Annotated in this window: 25 protein-coding genes and 1 riboswitch; of the genes, 13 read left to right on the forward strand and 12 right to left on the reverse strand. The window is 69.7% G+C overall.

Translation table 11 applies throughout. The annotated features are described in order from the left end of the window. Nucleotides 1-18 precede the first annotated feature (18 nt). Nucleotides 19-435, forward strand: coding sequence for a VOC family protein (locus K3M35_RS15015; protein WP_006552737.1), 417 nt, complete (start codon nt 19-21; stop codon nt 433-435). A 21-nt stretch (nt 436-456) separates the two neighbouring features. Here the strand turns inward: K3M35_RS15015 and K3M35_RS15020 are convergent, their stop codons facing one another. Together K3M35_RS15020 and K3M35_RS15025 are read right to left on the reverse strand one after the other, a co-directional pair. Then, the gene (locus K3M35_RS15020) at nt 457-852 is read right to left on the reverse strand and encodes an MmcQ/YjbR family DNA-binding protein (protein WP_024101105.1); all 396 of its coding nucleotides are present in this window, start codon (nt 850-852) and stop codon (nt 457-459) included. Between the two features lie 40 nt (nt 853-892). Next, nucleotides 893-1,918 carry a phosphotransferase family protein gene (locus K3M35_RS15025; RefSeq protein WP_220666630.1) on the reverse strand — a complete coding sequence of 342 codons (1,026 nt, stop codon included), beginning with the start codon at nt 1,916-1,918 and terminating at the stop codon, nt 893-895. Between the two features lie 197 nt (nt 1,919-2,115). Between K3M35_RS15025 and K3M35_RS15030 the strand changes: the two genes are divergently transcribed. The 11 genes from K3M35_RS15030 to gcvP all read left to right on the forward strand — a co-directional run bounded on the left by K3M35_RS15030 (nt 2,116) and on the right by gcvP (nt 11,952). After that, entirely contained in the window at nt 2,116-2,733 is a 618-nt protein-coding gene (locus K3M35_RS15030; RefSeq protein WP_220666631.1) for a CoA pyrophosphatase, read from the forward strand. A gap of 111 nt (nt 2,734-2,844) precedes the next feature. Further along, entirely contained in the window at nt 2,845-3,447 is a 603-nt protein-coding gene (locus K3M35_RS15035) for a CDP-alcohol phosphatidyltransferase family protein (RefSeq protein WP_024101103.1), read from the forward strand. A 4-nt stretch (nt 3,448-3,451) separates the two neighbouring features. Continuing rightward, entirely contained in the window at nt 3,452-4,315 is an 864-nt protein-coding gene (locus K3M35_RS15040) for a DUF881 domain-containing protein (protein ID WP_220666632.1), read from the forward strand. After that, nucleotides 4,312-4,671 carry a small basic family protein gene (locus K3M35_RS15045; RefSeq protein ID WP_006552743.1) on the forward strand — a complete coding sequence of 120 codons (360 nt, stop codon included), beginning with the start codon at nt 4,312-4,314 and terminating at the stop codon, nt 4,669-4,671. The genes K3M35_RS15040 and K3M35_RS15045 overlap by 4 nt, the downstream gene beginning before the upstream one ends. A 2-nt stretch (nt 4,672-4,673) precedes the next feature. Further along, nucleotides 4,674-5,435, forward strand: a complete 762-nt coding sequence (locus tag K3M35_RS15050; RefSeq protein ID WP_064061534.1) for a DUF881 domain-containing protein — start codon at nt 4,674-4,676, stop codon at nt 5,433-5,435. Between the two features lie 42 nt (nt 5,436-5,477). Beyond that, nucleotides 5,478-5,882 (forward strand): glycine cleavage system protein GcvH, encoded by a 405-nt coding sequence (gene gcvH / locus K3M35_RS15055; protein ID WP_220666633.1) that lies wholly within the window; start codon nt 5,478-5,480, stop codon nt 5,880-5,882. Nucleotides 5,883-6,037: 155 nt separating this feature from the next. After that, nucleotides 6,038-6,499: a glycogen accumulation regulator GarA gene (garA, locus tag K3M35_RS15060; RefSeq protein ID WP_006552746.1), complete on the forward strand. Its 462-nt coding sequence runs from the start codon at nt 6,038-6,040 to the stop codon at nt 6,497-6,499. Then, the gene (locus tag K3M35_RS15065; RefSeq protein ID WP_006552747.1) at nt 6,499-7,236 is read left to right on the forward strand and encodes a MerR family transcriptional regulator; all 738 of its coding nucleotides are present in this window, start codon (nt 6,499-6,501) and stop codon (nt 7,234-7,236) included. The genes garA and K3M35_RS15065 overlap by 1 nt, the downstream gene beginning before the upstream one ends. Before the next feature lie 148 nt (nt 7,237-7,384). Further along, nucleotides 7,385-7,858, forward strand: a complete 474-nt coding sequence (locus tag K3M35_RS15070) for a bifunctional nuclease family protein (protein ID WP_220666634.1) — start codon at nt 7,385-7,387, stop codon at nt 7,856-7,858. 239 nt (nt 7,859-8,097) lie between these two features. After that, entirely contained in the window at nt 8,098-8,724 is a 627-nt protein-coding gene (locus K3M35_RS15075; RefSeq protein WP_006552749.1) for a MerR family transcriptional regulator, read from the forward strand. Nucleotides 8,725-8,841: 117 nt separating this feature from the next. After that, a riboswitch (glycine riboswitch) is annotated at nt 8,842-8,937 on the forward strand. A gap of 162 nt (nt 8,938-9,099) precedes the next feature. Further along, nucleotides 9,100-11,952, forward strand: a complete 2,853-nt coding sequence (gene gcvP, locus K3M35_RS15080; protein ID WP_220666635.1) for an aminomethyl-transferring glycine dehydrogenase — start codon at nt 9,100-9,102, stop codon at nt 11,950-11,952. Nucleotides 11,953-12,087: 135 nt separating this feature from the next. Here the strand turns inward: gcvP and K3M35_RS15085 are convergent, their stop codons facing one another. The 6 genes from K3M35_RS15085 to K3M35_RS15110 all read right to left on the reverse strand — a co-directional run bounded on the left by K3M35_RS15085 (nt 12,088) and on the right by K3M35_RS15110 (nt 20,826). After that, the gene (locus tag K3M35_RS15085) at nt 12,088-13,245 is read right to left on the reverse strand and encodes a metallophosphoesterase (RefSeq protein ID WP_006552752.1); all 1,158 of its coding nucleotides are present in this window, start codon (nt 13,243-13,245) and stop codon (nt 12,088-12,090) included. A 1-nt stretch (nt 13,246) separates the two neighbouring features. After that, nucleotides 13,247-14,980: a substrate-binding domain-containing protein gene (locus K3M35_RS15090; protein WP_220666636.1), complete on the reverse strand. Its 1,734-nt coding sequence runs from the start codon at nt 14,978-14,980 to the stop codon at nt 13,247-13,249. A gap of 142 nt (nt 14,981-15,122) precedes the next feature. Next, nucleotides 15,123-17,306, reverse strand: a complete 2,184-nt coding sequence (locus K3M35_RS15095) for a malate synthase G (protein WP_006552754.1) — start codon at nt 17,304-17,306, stop codon at nt 15,123-15,125. 66 nt (nt 17,307-17,372) lie between these two features. Next, complete coding sequence (locus K3M35_RS15100; RefSeq protein WP_006552755.1) at nt 17,373-18,311, reverse strand: hypothetical protein; 939 nt, start codon at nt 18,309-18,311, stop codon at nt 17,373-17,375. Continuing rightward, the gene (locus K3M35_RS15105; RefSeq protein ID WP_006552756.1) at nt 18,308-19,426 is read right to left on the reverse strand and encodes a hemolysin family protein; all 1,119 of its coding nucleotides are present in this window, start codon (nt 19,424-19,426) and stop codon (nt 18,308-18,310) included. Before K3M35_RS15105 ends, K3M35_RS15100 begins: the two co-directional genes overlap by 4 nt. Further along, nucleotides 19,423-20,826: a hemolysin family protein gene (locus K3M35_RS15110; protein WP_019289600.1), complete on the reverse strand. Its 1,404-nt coding sequence runs from the start codon at nt 20,824-20,826 to the stop codon at nt 19,423-19,425. The genes K3M35_RS15105 and K3M35_RS15110 overlap by 4 nt, the downstream gene beginning before the upstream one ends. A 304-nt stretch (nt 20,827-21,130) precedes the next feature. Between K3M35_RS15110 and K3M35_RS15115 the strand changes: the two genes are divergently transcribed. Then, entirely contained in the window at nt 21,131-21,772 is a 642-nt protein-coding gene (locus K3M35_RS15115) for a bifunctional 2-polyprenyl-6-hydroxyphenol methylase/3-demethylubiquinol 3-O-methyltransferase UbiG (RefSeq protein ID WP_051121633.1), read from the forward strand. Here K3M35_RS15115 and K3M35_RS15120 read toward each other — a convergent pair. The 4 genes from K3M35_RS15120 to K3M35_RS15135 all read right to left on the reverse strand — a co-directional run bounded on the left by K3M35_RS15120 (nt 21,726) and on the right by K3M35_RS15135 (nt 25,527). Next, complete coding sequence (locus K3M35_RS15120) at nt 21,726-22,625, reverse strand: DMT family transporter (protein WP_220666637.1); 900 nt, start codon at nt 22,623-22,625, stop codon at nt 21,726-21,728. The two genes, K3M35_RS15115 and K3M35_RS15120, sit on opposite strands and share 47 nt — an antisense overlap. A 4-nt stretch (nt 22,626-22,629) precedes the next feature. Then, complete coding sequence (gndA, locus tag K3M35_RS15125) at nt 22,630-24,081, reverse strand: NADP-dependent phosphogluconate dehydrogenase (protein ID WP_006552760.1); 1,452 nt, start codon at nt 24,079-24,081, stop codon at nt 22,630-22,632. Nucleotides 24,082-24,152: 71 nt separating this feature from the next. Then, nucleotides 24,153-25,103 carry a M56 family metallopeptidase gene (locus K3M35_RS15130; RefSeq protein WP_006552761.1) on the reverse strand — a complete coding sequence of 317 codons (951 nt, stop codon included), beginning with the start codon at nt 25,101-25,103 and terminating at the stop codon, nt 24,153-24,155. 13 nt (nt 25,104-25,116) lie between these two features. Further along, nucleotides 25,117-25,527, reverse strand: a complete 411-nt coding sequence (locus K3M35_RS15135; protein WP_220666638.1) for a BlaI/MecI/CopY family transcriptional regulator — start codon at nt 25,525-25,527, stop codon at nt 25,117-25,119. Between the last annotated feature and the right edge of the window lie 30 nt (nt 25,528-25,557).

The raw sequence follows: 25,557 nt of genomic DNA on the forward strand, positions 1-25,557 counted from the left end.
ACCCGCGAAAGGACCACGATGACCACACGATTCAATCCCTATCTCGCATTCCGCGATTCCGCGCGCGAGGCCATGGAGTTCTACAGGTCGGTGTTCGGCGGCGAACTGACGGTGAGCAGATTCGCGGACATGAACGCCTCGCAGGATCCGAGCGAGGACGACAAGGTGATGCACTCGATGCTCACCACCGACCGCGGCTTCGTGCTCATGGCCTCGGACACCCCGAACGGCATGGACTACACGCCCGGCACGAACTTCTCGCTGTCGCTCAGCGGGGACGACGAGAGCGTGCTCCGGGGTTGGTGGGACGCGCTGAGCGAGAGCGGTCGCGTCGACATGCCGCTCGAGCGTGCCCCCTGGGGCGATCTGTTCGGCATGTGCACCGATCGCTTCGGCGTGTCGTGGATGGTCAGCATCGGCGACCAGCAGGGCTGAACCCGCGCCGCTCGGCGCCCGTCAGCCGAGGCGGGCGTCGAGCTCGCGCACCAGTTTCGGTGGCGCGGTCTGCCGATAGGACATGTCGAGCAGTTCGGCGACCTCGTCCCAGTCCACCTCCGGACGGGCGAGGTCGTACCCGACCCACCCGGACGGCCCGAAATACATCGGCACATAGGTGTGGGGTTCCTCGAGCAGCGCGCGGCGCTCCTCCTCGTCGGGCTTGACGATGAGGGAGCGGGGAAACGGTGCGCGGGTGCCCTTCTCGCCGCCTCCGTAGACCGCGAAGGCCGTCCGGGTGGAGAAGAACGGACGGCCGTGCGAGATCTTCTCGGAGGCGCCGGGCAGGGCCAGCGCGAGCGAGCGCACACGAGCTAGCAGGGGATCCGCCTCGTCGAACATCACCGGATGCGGCATGAGCGGAGCGTACCGAGCGACTACGACAACGGTCGCGAGATCAACTCTTCCGACTCGTCAGCGCATGGATACCGGCGTGCAACAGCGGCTCGACGCCGCGGCCGAGTTCCTCGAACCCGTCGCCGACCGTCTTGCCCTGACGGAACCGGAAGTAGATGCCCTCGAGGATCACCGCGAGCTTGTAGTAGGCCAGGGCGAGGTGGAACGCCATGTCCGACAGGTCGCGTCCACCGGCGGCCTCGTACCGGGCAAGCAGTTCGTCGTCGCCGAGGAAGCCCGGAGCGCGGGACACCGTCGACACGGGGAACTCCGTGTTCTCCCGCGCCAGCCGCTGGTACACCAGCAGCAACGCCACATCGGTGAGGGGATCGCCGAGCGTGGCCATCTCCCAGTCCAGCACCGCGACCACCTTGTCGTCGTCGACGAGAACGTTGTCGAGCCGGTAGTCGCCGTGCACGATGCCCACCTCGCCGTCGCCCGGCAGATTGTCGACGAGCAGCCGGTGCAGCTCGTCGGCGCCGTCGAGGTCCCGGCTGTGCGAGTTCTCGAGCTGGGTGGTCCAGCGCCGCACCTGCCGCTCGAGGAAGCCCTGGGGGCGGCCGAAGTCCTCGAGTCCCACGGTCGCCGGGTCCACCGCGTGCAGGGCGGCCAGGGTGTCGACCATCCGCTCGGAGATCACGCGCGTGCGCTCGGCGCCGAGCGGTTCGAGTTGCTCCGCGGTGCGATAGGGCGTCCCCACGACCAGATCCATGAGATAGAAGGGCGCGCCGAGCACCGAATCGTCCTCGCACAGCAGATGCGAGCGGGGGACCGGTACCGCGGTGCCGGCGAGCGCGGAGATGACGCGGTACTCGCGAGCCATGTCGTGGGCGGTCGCGAGGACGTGTCCGAGTGGGGGACGGCGCAACACCAGCCGCAGATCGCCGTCGGTCACCTCGTAGGTGAGATTCGAGCGTCCGCCGCTGATCAGGCGCGCGCGGAGGGGACCGGAGAACAGGTCGGGGGCGGAGGTCTGCAGATAGGCATCGAGCGCATCGAGGTCGAGGCCGGCGGGCACGTCGTTCATCGAGCTCCTTTCCGTCGGCTCCCACTATGACCGCGGGTGGGGATCCGTGTTCGGAGAACTCCCACCCCACGCAGATAATCCGGACTGCACGGAAACCATAAATATCCAGAACTCCCCCCCTCGAGGCCGGTGTCACCGACACCGGCCAGGGCATGCGCCTAGCCGCCGGGGCAGTTGTGACGAACTACTGTCGACCCATGCCCGCTGCTCACCCTCTCGACAGAGACAACGTCCGCGACGCGCTGGACGCGTTCGATTCGCGCCGACTGCCGCTCGACGGCCGCCGGCACGCAGCCGTCGTCGTGGCGGTGCTCGACGACGGGAACGGTAACCCCGTCATGCCCCTCACACGGCGACCGACCCGTCTGCGGGCACATCCCGGCCAGTTCGCGTTGCCGGGCGGACGTCTGGACGAGGGGGAGCAGCCCGAGGAGGCCGCCCTGCGCGAGCTGCACGAGGAACTCGGAATCGACCTCGGCCCCGAGTCCGTCCTCGGCCGGCTCGACGACTACATCACCCGCTCCGGTTACGTCATGTCACCGTTCGTCGTGTGGTCGGACACCGCGGTGAGCGATCTGAAGCCCAGCCCCGACGAGGTCGACGTACTCTTCGCCGTCACCACCGACGAACTCGACGTCGACCCGCGCTTCGTCACCATCCCCGAATCCGACAAGCCGGTGATCCAGTGGACCTTCCGCGGTCACCTCGTGCACGCACCGACCGCCGCGGTGGTCTACCAATTCCGCGAAGTCGTGCTGCGCCGGCGGGCCACCCGCATCGACGGTCTCGAGCAGCCGGTCTTCACCTGGCGCTGACACCCCGGAATCTCCGCTCGCGCGGCTGTGGAAGGCTGGACTCCGCGCCCGAACGGAACTCCGGCGGGGCATCACGAGAACGACCTCACGAGAACACGGAGCGGCCCCACCATGACCGATGCGACCGGAACCGCCGACGCGCGCGGATCGGACCGCATCCTCACCGTGCCGAACGTCCTCAGCTTCGTCCGGCTGCTGGGTGTGCCCGTCTTCCTCTATCTCATCCTCGTCGCCCACGCCGACGTCTGGGCGCTGATCCTGCTGGCCGCGAGTAGCATCACCGACTGGGCCGACGGCAAACTCGCCAGGCTGCTCGACCAGACCTCCCGCCTCGGAGCCCTTCTCGATCCCGCCGTCGACCGCCTCTACATCGTGGCCACCCTCGTCGCCCTCGTGGCGCGCGACATCGTGCCTTGGTGGATCGCGGTGATCCTCGTCGGCCGCGAACTCGTCCTGGCGCCGACCCTGGCCGTCTACCGGCGCCGGGAACTGTCCCCGCCGGACGTGCTCTACCTCGGCAAGGGCGCCACCTTCCTGCTCATGTGCGCGCTGCCGCTGATGCTCGGGGCCGTCGCCGTGCCCGCCTCGGAGCCGATCACCGGACCGCTCGGCTGGGCCGCCCTGATCTGGGGGACCGTCCTGTACGTGTGGACCGGCCTGCTGTACCTCGGGCAGGCCGTCGTGACGGCACGGACCGTGCCGGCCGGGCGGTGATCCGATGAGCCGCGCGTGGGAACGCATCCGGCGCAATCCGGTGCCCTCGCTCCTGAAGTCGCTCCTCGAGGATCATCTCGACCCCGGCTACGCTGCGTCCGCCGCGGACCGGGCTGCGGGGCGCTCGAGCACCTCTCCGAGCGCGTCGCGCGCGTGGCTCGGCGCCGGAGTTCTCCTCGCCGGCCTCGTGATCGGCATCGCGTACGCGCACAACGCCGACGTGCAGGCCGGCACCGACAGCACCCGCGCCGAGATCCTCGACTCCCTCCGGGCAGGGGATGAACGCATCACCGCGCTCACTGCACAGCGGGACGAACTCGGTGCCGCGGTCGACGAACGACGCACCACCCTGTTCTCCGACGGAGGCGACGGCGCGACCATCCTCGACCGACTCCGCGACGCCGAGGCCGCAGCCGCGGCAACACCGGTGCGCGGTCCGGGGATCACGGTCACCCTCACCGAACCCACCGCGCGACCGAACCTGTCGGATGCGGCGCGAATCGAGGACCGACCCACCGCGCTCGTCCTCGACCGCGACCTGCAGTCGGTCGTCAACGCGCTGTGGGCGGCCGGTGCGGAGGCCGTAGAGGTCGGGGGCGTGCGGGTGGGTCCCGGGGTGACCATCCGGCAGGCCGGGGGAGCGATGCTCGTCGACAACCGGCCCGTATTCTCCCCGTACACGGTCTCGGCGGTGGGATCTCCCTCCCGACTGCAGACGACCTTCGTCGTCAGCGACGCCTACCTGCGCATCGCGGGGATACAGCAGCTCTACGGGGTGGGATTCACCCTCGCAGAGGAGGACGATCTCGAGTTTCCGGCCGCCACGGTCCGGAGACTCGGCAGCAGTGGAGAAACGGGGTACAGGTGAAGCGACTCGAACACGGTCACGCGCTCTACGCGGTGCTCGCACTGGCGATCGGGATCGGCGCCGGAATCGTGTTCAGCCCACAGGTACCCGATGTCGTACAGCCCTACCTGCCCATCGCGGTGGTCGCCGCGCTCGACACGGTCTTCGGCGGTCTGCGCGCCTATCTCGACGACATCTTCGACGCGAAGGTGTTCGTGGTGTCGTTCGTCTTCAACGTCCTCGTCGCCGCCCTGATCGTGTGGCTCGGCGACCAGCTCGGCGTGGGCACCCAGTTGTCGACCGCGGTCATCGTCGTCCTCGGCATCCGCATCTTCGGAAACGCTGCAGCCCTACGTCGTCGCCTGTTCGGGGCCTGACCGTGACCGAACCGCAACAACCCGGCCCCGCACCCGACACCGGCGCAACGCCCGAAACCGGCACTGCGCGCGCCACCCGATCGCAACGCGTCTTCCTCGTCCTCGCGGCGATTCTCGTCGTCCTGCTCGGCGCCGGCATCGCCACCCAGGTGCGTACGACCGATACCGGCGACGACCTCGACTCGGCGCGCCCTGCGGACCTGCTCGTGCTGCTCGACAACCTCAATCGCCGCGAAGCCGCTCTGCGCCAGGAGATCACCGAACTCGAGCGCACGCTCTCGAGTCTCGAACAGGAAGGCTCGGAAGCGGCACTCGAGGAAGCCCGCACGCGCCTGTACACGCTGTCGGCGCAACTCGGCACCGAACCCGCCACCGGGCCCGGAGTGGTTCTCACCGTCGACGATCCGCGCGAGGGTGTCGGATCGGAGGTGCTGCTCGACATGATCCAGGAGCTGCGCGCGGCGGGTGCCGACACGATGCAGATCGCCGGGGCGAACGGTGAGACCGTGCGCATCGGGGTCGATTCGTGGGTCACCGGACCGGGCGGCGACATCGTCGTCGACGACCGCCGACTCGATGCTCCGTACACCGTCACCGCCATCGGTGACGGACCGACTCTCGCCGCCGCGCTGAACATTCCCGGCGGAGTGGTCGACACGGTCGCCCGTGCGGGCGGATCATTGTCCGTAGAACAGTCTCCGCAGGTGGAGGTGTCCGCCTTGCGGGAGATCGAGCCACGCCAATACTCTCAGCCCGGTAACTGAATCCGACGTTCCGGTCGAACGTCGTCTCCGAAAGGACCAGTCTTGACCGATTTCGCGACACCCGAGGATCTGCGGTACACCCCCGAGCACGAGTGGGTGCGCAGGACGGGCGCGACGACCGTGCGCATCGGGATCACCGACTACGCACAGTCCCAACTCGGCGACGTGGTCTTCGTGCAGCTGCCCGAGGCGGGCGCCGAGATCGCCGCCGGCGAGTCCTTCGGAGAGGTCGAGTCCACCAAGAGCGTGTCGGACGTGTTCGCGCCGCTGACCGCGAAGGTGACCGCCGTCAACATGGAACTCGACGCGAATCCCGAACTGGTGAACAGCAGCCCGTACGAGGACGGCTGGCTCGTCGACGTGGAGATGGGCAGCGAGAACGACCTCGACGAGGCGCTCGCGGAGACGCTCGCCGCGGAAGGTTACCGCGGGATCACGGAAGGCTGACGGACCCGACAGGTAACGTGACCGCGACTGTCTGCGTCAGTACCCCCGAGCGGGGTACGGTCGGATATGGCGTGTGCCGTGTCGGACCTGAACGGGGCGAACGAATCAGCGACCGTCCGGGATCACCCGGGTGGTCGAACGGATAAGGAGAAACGGTGAGCGAGAACGGCAACGCGGGTTACGAGGAGACTCCTGCAGAGACCACTTCGGTATTTCGCGCCGACTTCCTGAACGAAGTGGAGGGCGCGGGTTCGGCCACCACCGAAGCGCCCGTCTCGGGTGTCGAGGGCCTGCCCGCCGGATCGGCGCTGCTGGTCGTCAAGCGGGGGCCCAATGCAGGATCGCGCTTCCTGCTCGACCAGCCCACCACCTCGGCGGGTCGGCATCCCGACAGCGACATCTTCCTCGACGACGTGACCGTCAGCCGTCGGCACGCCGAGTTCCGCCAGGACGAGGGCGAATTCCAGGTCGTCGACGTGGGAAGCCTCAACGGCACCTACGTCAACCGCGAGCCGGTCGACTCCGCCGTTCTCGCGAACGGCGACGAGGTGCAGATCGGCAAGTTCCGGCTGGTGTTCCTGACCGGTCCGCGAGGTAACCAGGGCGCAGGTAGCTGATGACCGCGGCCCGCCAGCCGGCGCCGGCCGGAATGTCGATCGGGTCGGTGCTCGACCGCCTGCGTCCGGAATTTCCGGACGTGACGATCTCGAAGATCCGGTTCCTCGAGGCCGAGGGACTGATCAGCCCGGAACGCACACCCTCGGGCTACCGCCGCTTCTCGATCGCCGATTGCGAGCGTCTGCGGTACGTGCTCACCGCGCAGCGCGATCAGTACCTTCCGCTCAAGGTGATCAAGGAGCAGCTCGAGGCGATCGACCGCGGCGCCGCCACGGTGGGATCGGTCGAGACCCGGATCACCCGGCCGCGTCCGCTGGCGGTGGCCCGCGGCGAGGTCTCGCCGGAGGATCTGCGCACCGATCGCGAGATCCGGGTGAGCCGCGAGGATCTGTGCACCCGTGCCGGGATCGACGCGGCCTTCCTCACCGAGCTTGTGGGGGCGGGCCTGCTCAAGCCGGGCCCGGCCGGTTTCTTCGACGAGGACGCGGTGCTGCTCGCCCGCACGGCGAAGGCGATGGCGGAGTTCGGCCTCGAGGTTCGGCACCTGCGGGCGTTCAAGCTCGCCGCCGACCGCGAGGCCGCGCTCGTCGCGCAGATCGCCGGCCCGATCGCGAAGGGCCGCGACGCCGGGGCACGGCAGCGCGCCGAGGAGATGGTGCGCGAACTGGCCGCACTGTCGTTGACATTGCACACCTGCCTGGTGAAAGCGGCGGTGCAAGGAGCCCTCGACCGTTAGGCGACGAATTCGTCGTCGAGTGCGACCACGGCCCTCCGTCAGGTGGTGACCTACGGCACCTGACGGATGCGCTGGAGGACACTAGAATTCCAGGCAGTACCTGTCGGGTGATCCCACCACCGACGAGCAGCAGGACGGAGGCATCGCGATGAGCGAGATGCGGATAGTAGGGATTCGTATCGAACAGCCGCAGAACCAGCCTGTCCTCCTGCTGCGGGAGGTCGCCGGCGATCGGTATCTGCCGATCTGGATCGGGCAGAACGAAGCGACCGCCATCGCCCTCGAACAGCAGGGGGTCGAACCGGCACGGCCGCTGACCCACGACCTGATCAAGAACCTCCTCGAGGCGTTCGGTCGCAACCTCCGCGAGGTGCGCATCGTCGACCTGCGCGAAGGGACGTTCTACGCGGATCTGGTCTTCGACGGAGGGATGCGTGTTTCCTGCCGGCCCTCCGACGGGGTCGCGGTGGCCTTGCGCATCGGCGCGCCGGTCCACGTCGAGGAACCGGTGCTCACCGAGGCAGGACTGGTCATGCCCGACGAACGGGAGGACGAGGTCGAGAAGTTCAAGGAGTTCCTCGACTCCGTCTCGCCCGACGATTTCAAGGCGACGGACGGCTGAGCGCCGTCCGTCGCACGGCGACGAGCGTTGGCGCGCGCGTCGGCCGTGACGGTAGTAATGTCGAACGTTGCCTTCCGGTCGGCGTGTCGCAGCCCGACGCCCAACACCGGAGCGTACGCTGAGTTGATCCGCCAGGGATGACTCGGTGAGCCTGGGAGGGCTCGATGATCGGATGTGGTCGGGGGATCCACCAATCGATCGTTGCGAGGCAGAACTGGGCGCGCGAGAGGGAGTCAGTAGTGCGAGATCGGACGAAGGGACAGCCACTCGGCGTCGATTCCGGCGATCGCTCGAATCCGGCGCCGCGGACGAACGAGACCGACGAGATCCAACCGGGCCTGTTTCCGGACAACTCGGCGCCCGACGAACTCGTCGGCTACCGCGTGCCCATCGCCTGCCAGATCGCAGGAATCAGCTACCGCCAGCTCGACTACTGGGCCCGCACGAATCTGGTCGTACCGTCCATCCGCGGGGCTGCCGGTTCCGGTAGCCAACGGCTGTACTCGTTCAAGGACATCCTCGTCCTCAAGATCGTCAAGCGCCTGCTCGACACCGGCGTCTCGCTGCAGAACATCCGCGTCGCCGTCGACCATCTCCGCAGCCGTGGGGTGGGCGACCTCGCGAAGATCACTCTTTTCTCCGACGGCACCACCGTCTACGAATGTACGTCGCCCGAAGAGGTCGTCGACCTGCTGCAGGGCGGGCAGGGCGTCTTCGGGATCGCGGTGAGCGGCGCGATGCGCGAGCTCACCGGCAGCATCGCCGATTTCCCCGCCGAACGCGCCGACGGCGGCGGCGTCGAGGAACGCCCCGAGGACGAACTGGCGTCGCGTCGCCGCGAACGCATCAACCGCCGCATCGGCTGACCACACCACTGATGTCGCATCGGCCGACCACATGACCGCTCCACTCCACCGCCGGCGGCACTTTCCGCACCTGCGGTATTTCGACCCCCGCGACGTGAACTAGACTCGAAGACGCGTCGCCATCACGCGGGAGAGACCCGGACACCGAGCCGGGCGCCGAAGGAGCAGCACCTCCCCGTCAATCTCTCAGGCAACCGGGACCGCGTGAGCTCCGACGTCTCTGGAAAGTGGCGGGAGCACCCGCCCGCCCACGGGGAAAGGCTCTGGCCGGCCGAATCTCTCAGGCGCTCGCTCCGCGAGCTCACGACAGAGGGGGAGGAACCACCTCGCGCGACCGCGCGCATGTGGACCTCGCCGACCAGCCCGGGAGCTGCGATGACAGATGCCGTCACCTCGAACTTCGCCGATCGCCACATCGGCCCCGACACCGCCGGCCTGAACCGGATCCTCGACGTCGTGGGAGTCGATTCCCTCGACGCCCTCGCCACCGCCGCGGTGCCGGCCGCCATCCTCGACGACCGTGCAGACAACGTGCCGACCGGCCTCGACGTCCTCGACGCGCCCCGCTCCGAGCACGACGTACTCGCCGAACTGAAGGCACTCGCGTCGCAGAACACCGTGGCGACGTCGATGATCGGCCACGGCTACTACGACACGCTCACGCCGCCCGTGCTGCTGCGCAACATCATCGAGAACCCCGCCTGGTACACGGCCTACACCCCCTACCAGCCGGAGATCAGCCAGGGACGCCTCGAGGCGCTGCTGAACTTCCAGACCATGGTCGCCGACCTGACCGGCATGGAGATCGCGAACTCGTCGATGCTCGACGAGGCCACCGCCGCTGCCGAGGCCATGACCCTGCTGCGCCGCGCAAACCGCAAGTCCAAGAGCCCGCGCCTGGTCGTCGACGTCGACCTGTTCGCGCAGACCGCCGCGGTGCTGGCGACCCGCGCCGAACCGCTCGGTATCGAGATCGTCACCGTCGACCTCGCTGCCGACGGACTTCCCGAGGGCGAGTTCTTCGGCGTGGTCCTCCAGGTGCCCGGCGCTTCGGGCCGCATCATCGACGCCGCTCCGATCATCGCGGCGGCCCACGGCCGCGGCGCGCTCGTCGCCATCGGCGCCGACCTGCTGGCCATGACCTTGATCACCCCGCCCGGGGAGCAGGGTGCCGACGCGTGCTTCGGCACCACCCAGCGGTTCGGTGTGCCGATGGGCTTCGGCGGGCCGCACGCCGGCTACCTCGCCGTCGGTAGCGCCCACACCCGCACCCTGCCCGGACGCCTCGTCGGTGTCTCGGTGGACGCGGACGGCAACCCGGCCTACCGCCTCGCGTTGCAGACCCGTGAGCAGCACATCCGCCGTGAGAAGGCCACCAGCAACATCTGCACCGCCCAGGTGCTCCTCGCCGTGCTCGCGGCCATGTACGCCTCGTACCACGGCGCCGAAGGCCTCACCGGCATCGCCCGCCGCGTCGCCGGGCACGCCCGCCGCCTCGCCGACGGTCTGCGCGCCGGTGGCGTCGAGGTTGTCCACGATGAGTTCTTCGACACCGTCCTCGTGCGTGTCCCGGGGCGTGTCGACGCCGTGCTCGCCGCCGCCCTCGAGGCCGGCATCAACCTGCACCGGGTCGACGACGAGCACGTGTCGATCTCGTGCGACGAGGCCACCACCGCGGCGCACGTCGACGCGGTCCTGCGCGCCTTCGGCGTCACCGCCGGGGACGCCGCCGAGGGAACGGCGCTGCCGCAGGCTCTTGCCCGCACCAGCGAGTTCCTGCAGCATGCGGCGTTCACCCGCTACCGCACCGAGACCGCGATGATGCGTTACCTGCGGCGCCTGTCCGACAAGGACCTCGCCCTCGACCGGACGATGATCCCGCTGGGCTCGTGCACGATGAAGCTCAACGCCGCCGCCGAGATGGAAGCCATCACCTGGCCCGAGTTCGCGGGTCTGCACCCGTTCGCGCCGGCGGACCAGACGGGCGGCATCCGCCGTCTCATCGCCGACCTGGAGGACTGGCTCGCCGCGGTGACGGGGTACGACGCCGTGAGCCTGCAGCCCAACGCCGGCAGCCAGGGCGAGTACGCGGGTCTGCTCGCGATCCGTCACTACCACCTCGATCGCGGCGACACCGATCGGGACATCTGCCTGATCCCGTCGAGCGCGCACGGCACCAATGCCGCATCCGCCGTGATGGCGGGCATGCGTGTCGAGGTCGTCGCGTGCCGCCCGAACGGGGATGTCGATCTCGACGACCTGCGCGCCAAGATCGCCGACCACGGTGCGCGCCTGGCCGCGATCATGATCACTTATCCGTCCACGCACGGTGTGTACGAGCACGACATCGCCGACATCTGCGGTGCCGTGCACGACGCCGGCGGTCAGGTGTACATCGACGGTGCCAACCTCAACGCTCTCGTGGGTCTGGCGCGGCCGGGCAAGTTCGGGGGCGATGTGAGCCACCTGAACCTGCACAAGACGTTCTGCATCCCGCACGGTGGCGGCGGTCCGGGTGTCGGCCCGATCGGCGTCCGTTCGCATCTGGCCCCGTACCTGCCGGGCCATCCGGCGGAGCCGGGACTCGGGGGAGCGGGACCGGTCTCGGCGGCGCCCTACGGATCGGCGTCGATCCTGCCGATCACCTGGGCGTACATCAAGATGATGGGTGCCGAGGGGCTGCGTCGCGCGTCGCTGACGGCGATCGCGTCGGCCAACTACATCGCGCGTCGTCTCGACGAGTACTTCCCGGTGCTGTACACGGGGGAGACCGGCATGGTCGCCCACGAGTGCATCCTCGATCTGCGTCCGCTGACGAAAGCGACGGGGGTGACGGTCGACGACGTCGCGAAGCGTCTGGCCGACTACGGCTTCCACGCGCCGACGATGAGCTTCCCGGTGGCCGGCACCCTCATGGTCGAGCCCACCGAGAGCGAGGACATCGCCGAACTCGACGCGTTCATCGACGCGATGATCTCGATCCGCAGTGAGATCGACCGGGTCGGGGCAGGGGAGTGGCCGGTGGACGACAATCCGCTGCGCGGCGCTCCGCACACCGCGGAATGCCTGGTGGGCGAGTGGAACCACCCGTATTCGCGGGAGATCGCGGTGTTCCCGATGGGGAAGAGCCGAGCCAAGGTTTGGCCGGCGGTGCGGCGTATCGACGGCGCACACGGCGACCGGAACCTGGTGTGCGCGTGCCCGCCCCTGGAGGCGTACAGCGGCTGATGCCGGGGATGGCCGACGGACACGTCCGTCGGCCATCGTCATCGATGGGATAACTCCGAACGATACGGAAATTATAGAAATCCAGAACTGTCCCCCGTCCACAACTAAACTCACCAAGCCACTAAGACAAGGCCGTCAGTTCGCGGCGGTCAGCTCGAGGACGGAGATCTCCGGTGGAGTGCCGACCCGCACGGGCGGTCCCCACGCGCCGGTGCCCTGGGACGTGTAGATCTGCGTGTCGCCGAAGCGGTCGAGTCCGGTGACGGTCGGGTTGGCCAGGGAGACGAACGGCCGCAGCGGCCACATCTGTCCGCCGTGGGTGTGCCCGGACAGTTGCAGGTCGACTCCGAGCTCGCGTGCCTCGTCGACGTGCCGCGGCTGGTGGGCGGCGAGGATCACCGGGGTACCGTCCGCGATGCCGGCGAGGGCGGCGGGCATGTCGGGGTGGTGCGGTTCGGGGGCGGTGTAGTCGTGGACGCCGGCGAGCGCGACGACGTCGCCGTCCCGCTCGAGGACGACATGGTCGTTCCGCAGGGTGCGTACACCGAGCGTCTCCCAGTGGTTCAGCCACGATTCGGCGTCGTCGGAGTAGTACTCGTGGTTGCCGCTGACGCCGTACACCCCGAGCGGGGCCTGCAGTTGCCGGAGCGGTTCGAGATCGGAGCCGACGAGTTCGACGGTGCCGTCGGCGAGGTCGCCGCCGAGCACGATCAGGTCGGGTTGCTCCTCGGCGACGAGGTCGACGACACCTTGCACGAAGTCGGCTCCGCGGGAGGGTCCGACGTGCAGGTCGGTGACGAGCGCGATGCGGGCACCGTCGAAGCCGGCAGGCAGGTCCTGCAGGGCGACGGGCACAGTGACGATCTGCGGCCGGTCGGCCTCGATCGTGCCGTATCCGACGGCGGCGACCGCGGCCACGACGAGCACGGCGGTCGCGATACGCAGCCCCCGTCCCGGGGTCTCGACCGTGCCGTCCTCGGTGATCGGCCGGGGTTGCCCGCGTCGGGCGAGGCGGGCGACGAACAACGCGACTCCGATGAGCAGGAGCCCGAGCATCAGGTACAGCACCACCGCCAACCAACTCCAGCCGAGGAACCCGATGGGGCGGGCCCAGGCAGGATCGAGCACCGTGCCCACCCCGGAGGCGCCGAGCGTGAGCACGAACAGGACGACGAGGACGAGATCGGCGGCGAGTGCGGCAGGTCGCGGCAGGCCGGGTGCCCGGACGAGTCGTCGATGCAGCAGGTAGGTGAGGAGGGCAAGGAAGACCCCCACGACGAGAAGTCGGAGCACGTCAGGACGTCAGCTTTCGGAGGAGGTCGGTGAGATCGGCGGGGTCGGTGGTGTCGACGACGGTGAGGCTGCCGTCGGTAGCTTCGGCGGCCTGTTCGAGGACGAGGTCGGCGCGGTCGCCGAGGACGACGACGTCGATCCGCACGGGGGTGTCGGGGGACGAGAGTTCATCGATCGCGGCGCGCAGGTCGCGGGCGGCTGCTTCGTCGGGGTCGTCGCTGTCGACGACGACGAGTACGGAGTTCGGTCGGCCCGGGTCGTAGTTGTCGACGGCGTCGCGGTAGGCGGCGGTGAGAGTGGCGTAGACGGGTTCGCGGTCGACGAGATCGATGTCGTCGAGGATCGAGGACATCGCCGCGCGCTTGGCTGCGGTGAGTCCGTCGCGGATGACGGCGACACGGTGTCCCTCGGGGGTGTCGGCGAAGACGTACATGCCCATCACCGAGTTGATGGACGCGCGACGCATGGCCTCGCGTACGGCGCCTGCGGTCGCGGTGAGGCGGGTGCCGTCGCCGGCGGGGGTGCCCATGGAGGTGGAGGTGTCGACGACCATCGTGACCTTGCGCGGGGACACCGGGGCGAGACGCAGTGCGACGAGGACGTCGTCGACGGTGGGGTCGGCGGGGGCGAGGACGGTGTCGACGCGGGGCAGCGGAAGTTCCCCGGCGGGTTCGGGGACGGCGTCGGCGGTGCGGAAACCGTGGGCGGTGAGGATGCCGGCCTGCTCGGGGCGCCGCGCGTAGTCGGTGAACTCCGCGGCGGCGCGGGCGAGCGTCTCGTCGACCCAGGGGGCGTCGACGACGGCCGTGGGGAAGTCGACGACGGGCGCGACGCCGATCGGCAGGTGGCCGGTGAGGCCGCGGACCTGTCCATCTGTGAGGGCGCGGTGCAGTTGCTGTTCGATGACCGGCACGGCGTGGATCGGGGCCGCGGTGTCGGGGTGGGTGCCGAGCGCCGCGAGGGTGTCGGCGGTGGTACCGACCGCGCCGAGGGTGTCGGCGCCGAGGGCGAGGGTGCTCACGGCGGTGATGGCGGCGGGGGTGGCGGCCTGTTCGAGGGTGACCGGTCCGGCGCCGATGCCGGTGGTGGCGGCGGTGACGGCTTCGAGGGCGAGGGTGGTGGCGTGGGTCTCGGTGCCGGTGGGCAGGGCGAGGCCGAGGGTGCCCCAGATGTCGAGTCCGCTCTCGCGCATGGCGGCGGGGTCGTTCTGGAGTCGGGGCAGGTCCTGCCAGCGGACGGTGGCGGTGGTGAGGGCGCGGCCGAGGTCGGTGGGGACGGCGAGCACGACCGGGGAGGTGGCGAGGGATCGGGGGGTGCCGTCGATGGCGTCGGCGGCGCGGGCGCTCATACGGGTGTCGAGGGGTACCCACAGGGCGGGTTCGGGGCCGAGCGTCGGATCCCAGGCGTCGGTGCCGAGGGTGTCGGCGGCGGCGAGGCTGTCGACGGTGGTGATCTCGGCGGTGACGCAGTGGTCGCGGATGACGCGGACGCCGCCGTCGGTCCATTGTTCGGCGAGTTCGGTGAGGGCGGGGGCGATGAGGGGGTCGGCGGCGATGTGCAGGACGGTGTCGCCTTCGACGCAGGTTTCGGCGGCGGCGGTGGCCTGGTTGTCGATGTTGTCGCGGAGGCGGAACCAGCCGAGGACGGCGAGCAGGGAGAGTACTACGCCTAGGGTGACCACGATGACGCTGGTGCTGATTCCTCGTCGTCCGCTACCGCGATGTCGCCCGCTCACGTCGTGTCCGCCTCGTTTCGTTCGTCGATCCGATGGTCGAGTCTAGTGAGGGGCGGGATGTGATCCGGCTCCGCCGCGCGGTGCGGGGACGGGCAGGGCCCCGATCCGTGTGGATCGGGGCCCTGTGGTGTCGGTGTGCGGGTCAGGCGTACTTGGCCTTGTACTCGCGGCGACGGCGGTGCAGGATCGGCTCGGTGTAGCCGCTGGGCTGCGTGGTGCCTTCGAGGATGAGTTCCTTGGCGGCTTGGAAGGCGATGCTGTCGTCGAAGTTCGGGGCGAGCGGCCGGTAGCCGGGGTCGCCTTCGTTTTGCCGGTCGACGACGGGGGCCATGCGCTCGAGGGAGGCGACGACGTCGTCGGCGGTGACGACGTCGTGGCGGATCCAGTTGGCGAGGAGCTGGCTGGAGATGCGCAGGGTGGCGCGGTCCTCCATGAGCGCGACGTCGTGGATGTCGGGGACCTTGGAGCAGCCGACGCCCTGGTCGATCCAGCGCACGACGTAGCCGAGGATGGATTGGCAGTTGTTGTCGAGTTCTTCGCGCTTCTCCTCGGCGGACCAGTTGGGGTTCTCGGCGAGGGGAATGGTGAGGATGTCGTCCACGGTGGCGCGGCTCTTGCCCTGGAGCTCGTTCTGGACCGCGAAGACGTCGACCTCGTGGTAGTGGGTGGCGTGCAGGGTGGCTCCGGTGGGTGAGGGTACCCAGGCGGTGTTGGCGCCGGCCTTGGGCTGGCCGATCTTCTGCTCGACCATGTCGCGCATGAGGTCGGTCATGGCCCACATGCCCTTGCCGATCTGGGCCTTGCCCTGCAGGCCGCAGGCGAGGCCGGTGTCGACGTTCCAGTCCTCGTAGGCGGCGATCCAGCGCTGCTGCTTCATGGCGGCCTTGCGGACGACGGGTCCGGCCTCCATGGAGGTGTGGATCTCGTCGCCGGTGCGGTCGAGGAAGCCGGTGTTGATGAACACCACGCGGTCGGAGGCGGCCTTGATGCAGGCGGCGAGGTTGACGGTGGTGCGTCGCTCCTCGTCCATGATGCCGACCTTGAGGGTGTTGGTGGGCAGGGAGAGGACCTCTTCGACGCGGCCGAACAGTTCGGTGGTGAAGGCGGATTCCTCGGGGCCGTGCTGCTTGGGCTTGACGATGTAGATCGAGCCGGTGCGGCTGTTGGCGAGCGGGCCGTGGTCCTCGTCGATGTGCAGACCGTGGATGGCGCACAGGCTGGTGATGAGCGCGTCGAGGATGCCTTCGGGGACCTCGTTGCCGTCGCGGTCGAGGATGGCGGGGTTGGTCATGAGGTGCCCGACGTTGCGGACGAACAGCAGGGAGCGGCCGTGCAGTTCGAGGTCGCTGCCGTCGAGGGCGGTGTAGACGCGGTTCGGGTTCAGCTTACGGGTGAGGGTCTTGCCGCCCTTGTCGAAGGACTCGGACAGGTCGCCGCGGTTGAGGCCGAGCCAGTTGCGGTAGCCGACGACCTTGTCGTCGGCGTCGACGGCGGCGACGGAGTCCTCGAAGTCCATGATGGTGGTGACGGCGGATTCGAGGACGACGTCCTTGACGCCGGCGGCGTCGGTGCTGCCGATGGGGGATTCGGGGTCGATCTGGATCTCGATGTGCAGACCGTGGTTGCGCAGCAGCACCGAGGAGGGGGTGGCCTTGTCGCCGAGGTAGCCGACGAGCTTGTCGGGCTGGGCGAGTCCGGTGACGGTGCCGCCCTCGAGGGTGACTTTCAGTTCGGTGCCGTCGATGCTGTAGCCGGTGGAGTCGGCGTGCGAGCCTTGCGCGAGGGGTGCGGCCTTGTCGAGGAAGTCGCGGGCCCAGGCGATGACCTTGTCGCCGCGGACCTTGTTGTAGCCGGTGCCCTTCTCGGCGCCGCCCTCTTCGGGGATGACGTCGGTGCCGTAGAGCGCGTCGTAGAGCGATCCCCACCGCGCGTTGGAGGCGTTGAGCGCGAAGCGGGCGTTGAGGACGGGCACGACGAGCTGCGGACCGGCGGTCTCGGCGATCTCGGTGTCGACGTTCTCGGTGCCGATGGTGAACGGTTCGGGGGTGGGGACGAGGTAGCCGATCTCTTCGAGGAAGGCCTTGTAGGCGACGGGGTCGTGGGGCTGTCCGGCGCGGTCGCGGTGCCAGCCGTCGATCTTGGCCTGGAGGTCGTCACGCTTGGCGAGCAGTGCCCGGTTCTTGGGGGCGAGGTCGTGGACGATCTTGTCGGTACCCGCCCAGAAGGTGTCCGCGTCGACCCCGCTGCCGGGGATGGCCTCGTTGTTGATGAAGTCGTAGAGAACCTGCGCGATCTGGAGTCCGCCGACCTGCACGCGTTCTGTCATCACCCTCACTCTTTCCGGTTGCTGTGCGGCCGGAAACGTCCCGGCCACACGGAATCGTCGATTATGTTACCCGCCGGTAGTAACGGACGCAGTGGTTCTGTGCGTCTGCAGGACGGTACATCGATTCACCAGCTCTTCTCTCAGAGCTGCGGCGCGACGGGTGAGCGCCGACTGCTCGCGGACGTACTGTGCGCGTCCTGCGGCAGTCTCGATCCTGATGGGCGAGTAGCCGTAGTCCTCGAGATCATACGGGCTCGCCCGCATGTCCAATTCACGGGCTGCGGACGCGTGTCGCAGGCACCGCACCGTCAGCTCCGAATCCGTCAGGGGCAGCAGCTTGTAGGCCCACTTGTACAGATCCATGCCGGCGTGCAGACAGCCGGGTTGTTCGGTGCGTACCTGCTGGTCGCGGGTCAGTTCGGTGGCGTTGCGTGGGACGGCGTCGGGGGTGAAGAACCGGAACGCATCATAATGGGTGCATCGGAGCTGCATTGATTCCACCACTGTGTCGGTTCCGGTGTGGCCGAGCCGCAACGGCACCGACGAGTGCCGCACCCCGTCGGCTCCCGCCCGGTACACCATCGCCCATTCGTGCAATCCGAAGCAGCCGAGCTGCGGCGGACGGGAGGAGGTCGCGGTGAGCAGCCCCGCGACGAAGTCGACGGTGTCGGCGCGTCGGTCGAGCACCTCCCGGCTCACCCGCACCCCCGGCTGCCCGTCGACGGTGGCCCGTTCGTAGCCGGGATGGTCGCGGTAGCCGCGCACCGCGGCCGCGCCGAGCAGCACGGTGCCGTAGCCGGGATGCCAGCGCCGCAGCTGACTCGGCCGCAGGCTGTAGTAGGTGAACAGGAAGTCGTGCACGGGATGGGTGCGGCCGGCGGCGCGTCGTTCGAGATGCCCGGCGAGCAGCTCGTCCACGGCGGCGTGATGGGCGTCGCGCCGCGCGGTCCACTCGTTCTCGGTGAGGATCGCCGGGCGGTCGGTCACGGACAGGGAGCGGGTCATGGTTCTCGTTCGGTCGATCGGGGTGCGGTGGTGCGGGGGCGGTTGCCCAGCGGATCCGCGACCCGGTGGGTGGCGTCGCGGACCGTTCCGACGAACTCTTCCACGAGGTCCTCGAGCGCGACGATGCCCCGCAGTGCTCCGGTGGTGTCGGTCACCCCGGCCAGATGCGCGTTGCTGCGGCGCAGCGCGGCGAGCGCCTCGTCGAGACCGTCGCCGATCCCGATGGTCGGCAGCTCCCGGATCACCGCGGCGGGGATGACGGTCTCGGGACCGGTGGACTGTTCCCGCACCAGATCGAGCACGTCCTTGATGTGCACATAGCCGGTGATCGTGCCGTCCGGACGGCGGGTGGGATACCGGGAGAAGCCGGTGGTGGTGACCGCGTGCTCGACGTCGCCGAGGGTCGGGCCCGCGCCGGTGTGCGGGACGGTGCGTACCCGAGCGAGCGGGATCATCACGTCGGCGACGGTGCGGTTGCCGGTGGCCAGGGCGCGGGTGAGGCGCTTGTGTTCCTCCTCGTCGAGCAGCCCCTCGGAGCGGGATTCGCCGATCATCTCCGTGAGCTCCACGGCGGAGACGGAGGTGTCGAGTTCGTCCTTCGGGTCGATGCGCGCCGCGCGCAGGGTGGCGTTGGCGCACAGGTTGTAGAAGGCGATGACCGGCCGGGCGGGTCGCATGAACAGCAGGTGGATCGGGACGAGCAGCATCGCGGCGCGTTCCGGGCCGGCGATGGCGATGTTCTTCGGCACCATCTCGCCGAGCAGGATGTGCAGCACCACCACGATCGTGAGCCCGATGGTGAACGCGATGGGGTGCAGCAGCGCGTCGGGCACCCCGGCCGCATGCAGCGGCACCTCGATCAGGTGCGCGATGGCCGGTTCGGCGACGCGGCCGAGCAGGATCGAGCAGATCGTGATGCCGAGCTGGGAGCCCGCGAGCATGAGCGAGAGGTGTTCGCCGGCGTGGATGACGGTGCGGGCCCGGGTCTTGCCCTGGGCGAGCAGCGTCTCGAGCCGGTCTCGGCGGACGGTGATGAGGGAGAACTCGGCGCCGACGAAGAAGGCGTTGCCGGCGAGCAGCAGAACGGCGAGGACGATTCCGAACCAGTCGCTCATCGCTGCGCACCCCCCTCGTCGGCGGCCGGGGCGTCGTCCCTGTCACCGTTGTCGCCGTCGGGGTTCTCGGGGTCGGGGGCGGCGCCGGGCACGAGCAGCACCCGGTCGATGCGGTGCCCGTCCATCTCGAGGATGCGCGCGTACCAGGTGAGGTCGCGTTCGCCGCGGCGCAGCGGCAGCTGGATCTCGTCGTCGACCTCGGGGATGCGGCCGAGTTCGGTGAGGATCAGCCCGGCGAGGGTCTCGTAGTCGCCGTCGGGGGCGCGGTAGCCGGTGAGCTGGGCGAGCTCGTCGGTGCGCAGCAGACCCGTGCACGACCAGCCCTCTCCGTCGCGGTGGGCGTCGAGTTCGGTCTCGTCGTGTTCGTCGCGGACGTCGCCGACGATCTCCTCGACGAGGTCCTCCATGGTGATCAGTCCGGCGGTGCCGCCGTATTCGTCGACGACGAGCGCGACCTGCATGCCGTCCGAGCGCACCCGTTCCATGACGGTGTCGCCGTCGAGGCTGGTCGGCACGGTGGGCACGAGGCGGGCGAGGGCGCCGACGGCGGTGGTGCCGCGCGCCGGGCCGGGCACGGTGAACGCGTGCTTGACATGCACGACGCCGAGCGGGGCGTCGAGGTCGCCGTCGACGATCGGGAAGCGGGAGTAGCCGGTGCGGGCGGACAGTTCGATGAGGTCGAGGACGGTGGCGTTGCGGTCGAGGCTCTCGACGGTGCTGCGCGGGGTCATGAGGTCCTCGGCGGTGCGGTCCCCGAACTGCAGGGATCGGTAGACCAGGCGGGCGGTGTGCTCGTCGAGGGTGCCGCTGCGGGCCGAGGCGCGCACCAGCGAACCGAGCTCCTGCGGGGAACGCGCCGAGCGCAGTTCCTCGGCCGGTTCGATGCCGAAGCGCCGCACGATGTGGTTGGCGGCGCCGTTGAGTCCGAGGATCGCCCAGCGGAACAGCAGGGAGAACGCCAGTTGGAGACCGGCGGTGGCGCGGGCGGTGCCCATGGGCCGGGCGATGGCGATGTTCTTGGGGACCAGTTCGCCGAAGACCATGGAGAAGGACGTGGCGATGAGCAGCGCGAGGACCAGCGAGGCGGTCGAGGCGACGGAGGTGCTCAATCCGATCGCGTCGAACAGCGGGGTGAAGAACTGCGCGAGGATCGGTTCGGCGAGATAGCCGGTGATCAGTGTGGTGATGGTGATGCCGAGCTGGGCGCCGGACAGCTGGAACGACAGGGTGCGGTGCGCGTGCTGGACCTGCCGGGCGCGCCGGTCGCCGTCGTGGGCGTGCGCGTCGACGGCGCTGCGTTCGAGGGCGGTCAGGGAGAACTCGGCGGCGACGAACAGGGCGGTGCCTGCGGTGAGCGCCACGAAGCCGAGGAGCGCGACGATATCGAGCAGGACGGACATCAGAGGCGGTCCTGCCGGGCGGGGTGGTGGCCGGGGTGGTGCCCCGGCCCGATAGAGGATCCTTCCGGCCCGGAGTCGCACTCCGTGCAGGGGGAGGAGGTGTCGGGCGGTGGGGTGGCTGTGGGTGCCGCGGGCACCGGTGTCCTCTCGTCGGGTCCGGTCGCGGACGGTGTCTGCTTGCCGGAAGTGGTTTCGACGGGTACCGATTCTACTGAGGGTGGTTGCCGTGTGTTGCGGTGCCGGTGACGGCGCGGCGCCTACGGTGGGGATCGAGCAGGTGTCCCGGTGGAACGAAGGAGCGTGGATGAGCGGCGGCGAGGGTCCGGAACACGGTGGCGGCGAGCGGGTGCCGAGCCGGTGGGAGGAGATCGTGGCGGAGAATCCGGCGCATTCGTCGTGGTACGTCGAACGGTTCCGTGCGATGGTCGCCCGGGGGCAGGACACTGTCGGGGAGGCCCGGTTGATCGATGCGATGGTGCCGCGTGGGGCGCGGATTCTCGACGCAGGGTGCGGGCCGGGCCGGCTCGGCGGTTATCTGCATCGGGCCGGGCACAGTGTGGTCGGGGTGGATGTCGATCCGGTGCTGATCGCGGCGGCGGAGGAGGATCATCCGGGGCCGAGGTGGCTGGTGGGGGATCTGGCCGAGCTGGATCTGCCGGCCCGCGGTGTCGACGCCGATTTCGATGTGATCGTGTGCGCGGGGAATGTGATGACCTTCGTGGCGCCGTCGACCCGGGTGGCGGTGCTGCGCAATTTCGCGGCGCATCTGGCGCCGCAGGGCCGGGGGGTAATCGGTTTCGGGGCGGGCCGTGAGTATCCGTTCGAGGAGTTCTTCGCCGACGCGCAGCAGGCGGGTCTGGCGGTGCAGGTGCGGTTGTCGACCTGGGATCTGCGGCCGTTCAGCGATGACGCGGAGTTTCTGGTGGCGGTGCTGGGGCGGGCGTAGCCGCGGCGTCGGCGGGGGTGTCGGCGGCCTGGGCGCGGGAGAGCGCCACGGTGGTCACGAGCATCACGACGACGGCGGCGCTGACGAGGATCCGTCCGGAGCCGTCGGTGCGCAGGTGTTCGCCGAGCACCGTCATGCCGAGCACGATCGCGGCGAGCGGTTCGCCGACGGTCAGGGCGGGCAGCGATGCGGTGAGCGATCCGGCCTGGAAGGCGCGTTGCTGCAGGTAGATCGCGGTGGCGCCGGCGGCGACGAGTGTCCAGGTCTGCCACGAGCCGAGCAGCTGCGGGATGCCGTGTTCGGCGAGGTCGGTGACGTGTTTGGTGAACGCGCTGGTCACGCCGTAGAGGACGCCGGCGGCTATCCCGAACGACAGTGCCCGCCGTCGCGGGGAGAGTAGGGCGACGACGACTGCGGCGGCGGTGACGGCGAGCACCGTTCCGAGCGGCAGCGCCCAGCGGGCGGCGGCGGCATCTCCGGTGCCTTCGCTGGGGTTGCCGGCGAGCAGGAAGATCGCCAGCGCCGCGCACAGTGCGCCGGCGAGTAGCCAGGTGGTGCGGGTGACGCGGCGGCCGGTGGTGGCGGCGGCGAGCGGCAACGCGAACAGCAGTGACGCGACGAGCAGGGGCTGGACGAGCAGCACCGATCCGAAGACGAGCGCGATGACCTGCAGTACGTAGCTGCCGCCGTCGCCGAGGATGCCCGCCCACCAGCGGGGGCTGCGCAGCAGCGAGCCGACGAAGGAGTCGGTGTCGGGCACGGCAGCGGCCGAGGTCTGTTGCGCGACACTGCCGACCGCGATGAGCGCGGCGGCGGCGAGTGCGCACAGGACGGCGACTGCCGTGCCCGTCATCGGGTCAGGCCTGCACTTCGGAGCGGTCCCCGCTCCACAGGGTGTGGAACTTGCCGGGCTTGTCGGTGCGCTCGTAGGTGTGGGCACCGAAGAAGTCGCGCTGGCCCTGGGTGAGGGCGGCGGGCAGCCGGTCGGCGCGCAGCCCGTCGTAGTAGGACAGCGACGACGCGAAGGCCGGGACGGGGATGCCGAGTTGGGTGGCGGTGACCACGACGCGCCGCCAGCTGTCGATGCCGATCTCGATGGCGTCGCGGAAGTACGGTGCGAGGATCAGGCTGGGCAGGGCCGGGTCGGCGTCGTAGGCCTCTTTGATGCGGTTGAGGAACTGGGCGCGGATGATGCAGCCGCCGCGCCAGATCGTTGCGAGCGCGGCGCGGTCGACGTTCCAGCCGTATTCGGCGCTGCCGGCGGCGATCTGGTCGAAGCCCTGCGCGTAGGCGACGATCTTCGACGCGTACAGGGCGGCGCGGATGTCCTCGGTGAACTGCGCGGCGTCGGTGGGGGCGGCGCCGAGGTTGCCGGCGGCGAGACCGCGGGCGGCGGCGCGCTGGTCGCGGGAGCCGGACAGGGCGCGGGCGAAGACGGCTTCGGCGATGCCGGTGACGGGGACGCCGAGGTCGAGGGCGGCCTTGACGGTCCAGCGGCCGGTACCCTTCTGTTCGGCGGCGTCGACGATGACGTCGACGAGGGGTTTGCCGGTGGCGGCGTCGGTCTGGCGCAGCACCTCGGCGGTGATCTCGATGAGGTAGGACTCGAGGGTGCCGGTGTTCCAGTCGGCGAAGACGTCGGCGATCTGCCCGGCGTCGTAGCCGAGGGCGTCGCGCAGCAGGTGGTAGGCCTCGCCGATGAGCTGCATGTCGGCGTATTCGATGCCGTTGTGCACCATCTTCACGAAGTGGCCGGCGCCGTCGGGGCCGATGTGGGTGCAGCAGGGGGTGCCGTCGACCTGGGCCGCGATGGTTTCGAGCAGCGGGCCGAGCGCCTCGTACGATTCGGCGGGGCCGCCGGGCATGATGGACGGGCCGTTGAGGGCGCCTTCCTCGCCGCCGGAGATGCCGGCGCCGACGAAGTGCAGGCCGCGGGCGCGCAGGGCGGCTTCGCGGCGGATGGTGTCGGTGTAGAGGGCGTTGCCGCCGTCGATGATGATGTCGCCGGGTTCCATCGCGTCGGCGAGCTCGTTGATGACCGCGTCGGTGGCGTCGCCTGCCTTGACCATGATCAGGACGCGGCGCGGCTTTTCGAGGGCGGCGACGAATTCGTCGATGGTTTCGGTGCGGACGAAGGTGCCGTCGCTGCCGTGCTCGGCGAGCAGCGCGTCGGTCTTGGCGATGCTGCGGTTGTGGAGGGCGACGGTGTAGCCGTGGCGGGCGAAGTTGCGGGCGATGTTCGAGCCCATCACGGCCAGTCCGGTCACGCCGATCTGGGCCTGCGGTGTTTCGGTGCGTTCGACGGTCATGGTCTACAGCTTCCCCCGAAACGGGGGCCGATCGAAATCGGGGCGGGCCGAACGGTGCGGCGTGTCGCGGCTCAGAGGCCGAGCAGCAGGGACAGTTCGGTGAGCCAGGGCACCGCCACGGCGATGGTGGGTACGACGAGGATGGCGGCGGCGGCGGTGTAGGCGGCGGCGGAAATGCCGAGGTTGGGCCCCGGTCCGGTGAGGCGCTGCACGCGCAGCACGGTGCTCGGTCCGCCGACGGCGAGGGCGCCGGTGGGCGTGTGGGCGCCGGCGCAGGCCACGAGGGCGCGGGCCAGCGGTGCGGGGCCGGTCTTGCGGACGGCGGAGTCGTCGGCGAGCAGCTCGACGAGCAGTTTGACCGAGCCGAGCGCCGAGCCGGAGCGCACGACGCGGGGGAACGCTTCGTAGACGGCGGTGAACGCCTCGAGGATGAGGTCGTGGCGGGCGCGCAGGTGGGAGTGTTCGTGGCGCAGGATCGCGCGTAGTTCGTCGTCGCCGAGGTTGTCGAGGGTGCCTTCGCTGAGCACCACCCGGTGCCGCAGCCCGGGCAGGCAGTAGGCGATGGGGTCGGCGGTGTCGAGGATCCGCACGTGCGGGTGGTGGCGGACGGCGGCGCCGCTCTCGCGGCGGTCGAGCAGGTCGACGAGCATGCGGTGGCGGGAGCGGCGGCGGCGGGTGCGTACCGCGACGCGCAGCATGGAGAAGGTCAGGCGGGCACCGATGAACACGGTCAGGGCGAAGACGATGACGTAGGTCAGCCACAGGGGCAGACCGAGGGCGTCGATCTCTTCGAGGGGCCCGGTGGTGGGTCGGCCGTCGGCGCCGGGTGCGAGGAGGCGGGCGGCGATGGCCAGGCCGCAGGAGAACGCGGAGAGCACCGCCGCCAGGGCCACGGACTGCCACAGCACGAGGGCGGCCCGGGGGTTGCGGTGCGGCCAGGTGGCGCGGGCGAGCAGCCCCGGCACCGGACCGGCGAGGAGAAGCGCTGTGGTTCCGAAGAACAGCGCCGTGGTCGCGTTCATGACATCGAGTGTGTCAGCTGGCCCGCTCGGTGTCGTGGCCGGTGCTGTCGTCGCCGTGTTGCGCTTCGAGTTTCGCCAGCGCCGCGCGCAGGGCGGCGGCTTCGTCGGCGCCGACGCGGCCGACGAAGTGGACGAGGGCGGCGGCGCGGCCGGCGGTCTCGTCGGCTTGGTCGAGGGCGTCGACCATGAGGCTGGCGACGAGTTCGTCGCGGCCGTGCACCGGCAGGTAGCGGTGGGCGCGGTCGTCGCGTTGCTGGATGACGAGGTTCTTCTTGGCGAGGCGCTGCAGGACCGTCATGACGGTGGTGTACGCGAGGTTGCGTCGAGCCGAGAGGGCTTCGTGGACCTGCCGGACGGTCTGTGGTTCGAGGGTGGACCACAGGTGGTCCATCACTGCGCGTTCGAGTTCGCCGAGTGCTGCCATGGGTCGATTCTACGGATTTCTCCGACGAAT

It is taken from the genome of Rhodococcus sp. DMU2021, from assembly GCF_019641445.1.
In the GTDB taxonomy this organism is placed as follows: Bacteria; Actinomycetota; Actinomycetes; order Mycobacteriales; family Mycobacteriaceae; genus Rhodococcus; species Rhodococcus pyridinivorans.

Excerpts from the sequence above, each read along its gene's own strand:
- K3M35_RS15015 (WP_006552737.1), top strand. The coding sequence starts at position 19 with ATGACCACACGATTCAATCCCTATCTCGCATTCCGCGATTCCGCGCGC.
- K3M35_RS15020 (WP_024101105.1), bottom strand. The coding sequence starts at position 852 with ATGCCGCATCCGGTGATGTTCGACGAGGCGGATCCCCTGCTAGCTCGT.
- K3M35_RS15025 (WP_220666630.1), bottom strand. The coding sequence starts at position 1,918 with ATGAACGACGTGCCCGCCGGCCTCGACCTCGATGCGCTCGATGCCTAT.
- K3M35_RS15030 (WP_220666631.1), top strand. The coding sequence starts at position 2,116 with ATGCCCGCTGCTCACCCTCTCGACAGAGACAACGTCCGCGACGCGCTG.
- K3M35_RS15035 (WP_024101103.1), top strand. The coding sequence starts at position 2,845 with ATGACCGATGCGACCGGAACCGCCGACGCGCGCGGATCGGACCGCATC.
- K3M35_RS15040 (WP_220666632.1), top strand. The coding sequence starts at position 3,452 with ATGAGCCGCGCGTGGGAACGCATCCGGCGCAATCCGGTGCCCTCGCTC.
- K3M35_RS15065 (WP_006552747.1), top strand. The coding sequence starts at position 6,499 with ATGACCGCGGCCCGCCAGCCGGCGCCGGCCGGAATGTCGATCGGGTCG.
- K3M35_RS15070 (WP_220666634.1), top strand. The coding sequence starts at position 7,385 with ATGAGCGAGATGCGGATAGTAGGGATTCGTATCGAACAGCCGCAGAAC.
- gcvP (WP_220666635.1), top strand. The coding sequence starts at position 9,100 with ATGACAGATGCCGTCACCTCGAACTTCGCCGATCGCCACATCGGCCCC.
- K3M35_RS15095 (WP_006552754.1), bottom strand. The coding sequence starts at position 17,306 with ATGACAGAACGCGTGCAGGTCGGCGGACTCCAGATCGCGCAGGTTCTC.
- K3M35_RS15100 (WP_006552755.1), bottom strand. The coding sequence starts at position 18,311 with ATGACCCGCTCCCTGTCCGTGACCGACCGCCCGGCGATCCTCACCGAG.
- K3M35_RS15105 (WP_006552756.1), bottom strand. The coding sequence starts at position 19,426 with ATGAGCGACTGGTTCGGAATCGTCCTCGCCGTTCTGCTGCTCGCCGGC.
- K3M35_RS15110 (WP_019289600.1), bottom strand. The coding sequence starts at position 20,826 with ATGTCCGTCCTGCTCGATATCGTCGCGCTCCTCGGCTTCGTGGCGCTC.
- K3M35_RS15115 (WP_051121633.1), top strand. The coding sequence starts at position 21,131 with ATGAGCGGCGGCGAGGGTCCGGAACACGGTGGCGGCGAGCGGGTGCCG.
- K3M35_RS15120 (WP_220666637.1), bottom strand. The coding sequence starts at position 22,625 with ATGACGGGCACGGCAGTCGCCGTCCTGTGCGCACTCGCCGCCGCCGCG.
- gndA (WP_006552760.1), bottom strand. The coding sequence starts at position 24,081 with ATGACCGTCGAACGCACCGAAACACCGCAGGCCCAGATCGGCGTGACC.
- K3M35_RS15130 (WP_006552761.1), bottom strand. The coding sequence starts at position 25,103 with ATGAACGCGACCACGGCGCTGTTCTTCGGAACCACAGCGCTTCTCCTC.
- K3M35_RS15135 (WP_220666638.1), bottom strand. The coding sequence starts at position 25,527 with ATGGCAGCACTCGGCGAACTCGAACGCGCAGTGATGGACCACCTGTGG.